General features: G+C 69.8%; 2 protein-coding genes. One reads left to right on the top strand and one right to left on the bottom strand.

Translation table 11 applies throughout. The features are described 5' to 3' along the window. Positions 1-1,216, top strand: a 1,216-nt coding sequence (locus D7V97_RS42385) for a glycosyltransferase family 2 protein (protein ID WP_233583602.1), incomplete at its 5' end; no start/stop codon positions are given. Positions 1,217-1,336: 120 nt separating this feature from the next. Here D7V97_RS42385 and D7V97_RS42380 read toward each other — a convergent pair. Next, positions 1,337-2,215, bottom strand: coding sequence for a CHAP domain-containing protein (locus D7V97_RS42380; RefSeq protein WP_120616190.1), 879 nt, complete (start codon positions 2,213-2,215; stop codon positions 1,337-1,339). Positions 2,216-2,337 lie beyond the last annotated feature (122 nt).

The following is a 2,337-nucleotide window of genomic DNA, read 5'->3' as shown; positions in this document are numbered from 1 at the left end:
TCGGGAGGGTGGGTCGATGGCGGAGGTCTTCTTCTGGTGCGCGGCGCTGGCACTCGTGCACACGTATTTCTTCTATCCCCTGAGCCTGTTCGCTCTGGAGGGCATGGCGCAGGTCTTCCAGAACATGCGGCGGATGCGTTCCGGGGGCACCGTCCAGGCGAGCGTCCCCGCGGGGCCGCTTCCGTCGGTGAGCCTGGTGGTGGCCGCGTACAACGAGGCCTCCTGCATCGAAGAGAAGCTGCGGAACAGTCTGGCATTGGACTACCCGGCGGACCGCTTCGAGGTGGTCATCGGTTCGGATGGCTCCACGGACGGCACGGACGGGCTCGTGCAGCAGTGCACGGATCCCCGCGTGCGGCTGTCGCCCGCGGCCCGCGCCGGCAAGACGACGGTGCTCAACCGCTGCATCCCCTCCGCCCATGGCGACATCGTGCTCCTGTCGGATGCGAACACGATGATCGACGCGGACGCGGTGCGGAAGCTGGTGCGCCACTTCGAGGACCCGGAGGTCGGCGCCGTCTGCGGCAAGCTGCGCCTCTACAACCCCACGAAGCAGGACTACGAGGAGAGCGCCTACTGGAGCTACGAGTCCCTCATCAAGCTGTACGAGGGAAAGCGGGGCTCGGTGGTCGGTGCCAACGGCGGCCTCTACGCCATCCGGCGCTCGCTCTTCACGCTGCTTCCGCCCTCCACCATCGTGGATGACTTCGTGATCCCGCTGCGCATCCTGGAGAGCGGCTACAAGGTCGTCTACGAGGAGAACGCCGTCGCTCACGAGGAGACGACGGAGGATTACGGCAAGGAGTTCGGCCGGCGCGCTCGCATCGCGGCGGGCAACTTCCAAAGCCTGCGCCTCGTGCCCGGGCTGCTGCTGCCCACGGCGGGCTTCCCCGCGTTCGCGTTCTGGTCGCACAAACTGCTGCGCTGGTGCGCGCCCGCGCTGATGGTGGCGGCGCTGGTGGCCAACCTGTTCCTGCTCGACAGCGCCTTCTACCAGGCGACGCTCCTGGGCCAGACGCTCTTCTACGCCCTGGCGTACCTGGGCCGCGCGGGTGTCTTCAAGAGCGGCGTCGCGAAGCGGGTGACGTCCGTGGCCTACTACTTCGTCACCATGAACATGGCCATCGCCGTGGGCTTCTGGCGCTTCCTGCGCAACTCGCAGCGCGCCGCGTGGGACCGCACCGCGCGGGTGACGTCCACCACCACCACGACCTAGCCGTCAGGTTTTTTGGAAGGGAAGTTCAGGCCCGTCATTCCCCGGTTGCGCTCCGGCTGGTTCCGGAAGCGCCCCGCGCGGAGCGACGGGCTTTCTCTTGTCTACCGAGGCCTAGCGAGCCTACCGGGCCGCCACGGCCACGGCCACGGCCACGGCCACGGGCTTCGCGGCGCCCGAGGGCAGCACGCTGCCGAACGCGGCGAAGAGCTGACCGGTGAGGACGTGCGTCTGTCCGGGACCGGGGTTTCGCAGCATGTCGTTGAGCACCTCGCCCGTCCGCGGGTCGCGGGGCAGGTGGGGGCGCGCCAGGTTCATCCGGTAGCGCACGACGCCGCGCTTCACCCGGTGGATCACGGTGACGGTTCCATCCGGGTCTACCCCGTCCACGAGCCCCACGTGCGTGAGGCCGTCGTTGCGGCGGCCGTCGCGGTTCTGATCATACGTCTCGCGGAAGAACACCAGGTCTCCCGGCACGGGGCGGCCTTCGGTGTACACGCGGCCGTTCGCGCGGGCGTAGCGGTAGAGCGCGGTGACGCCGTTGTCCCCGGGCTTCAGCGTGCCCCGGAACTTCAGGCCCGCTTGCGCGTACGTGGCCTCGATGAGCGCCGTGCAGTCCGCCGGGTAGCGCCGACCGTTCACCTGGATCGTGGGCTGGCCCACCAGCGCGCGGGCCGTGGCGAGCACGCGCTCACGCGGGTTGGACACGGGCGCCATGCTCGCGGTGGCCTTCTTCGCAGGCAGGGCGGAAGGGCGCGCCTTCGCCACCGCCGGGCTCCGGGCTTCCCCGTTCGGGGTGGCCTTCGCGGGCCGCCCCTTGGAGGTCGGCGTCCGCTGGCTGTCGCGGCTCGCGACCGACGAGGACAGCGCGGCGCGGGGGAAGGCCGGCGGGGACGCGGAGTGGTAGCGCACCGGCTCCGACGCCACCCAGCCGCCCACGGGGGACCCGGTCGCACAACCCGTCGTCATCGCCAGCAGCGCCATCCACATGCCCAGCTTCATGGCCACCTCGTCCTGTAGCGTCCTGGGGCACAGGCTCACCCCGCCTCGCGGTGTAGTCAAAAAAACCACCCAGGCAACCGGGCGGGACGGCTCGGGTTTTCCACCGGAGGCGGGTGGGGTAT

Source organism: Corallococcus sp. CA053C (genome assembly GCF_003611675.1).
Lineage (GTDB): Bacteria > Myxococcota > Myxococcia > Myxococcales > Myxococcaceae > Corallococcus.
This window is presented reverse-complemented; position numbering and strand designations above follow the sequence as displayed.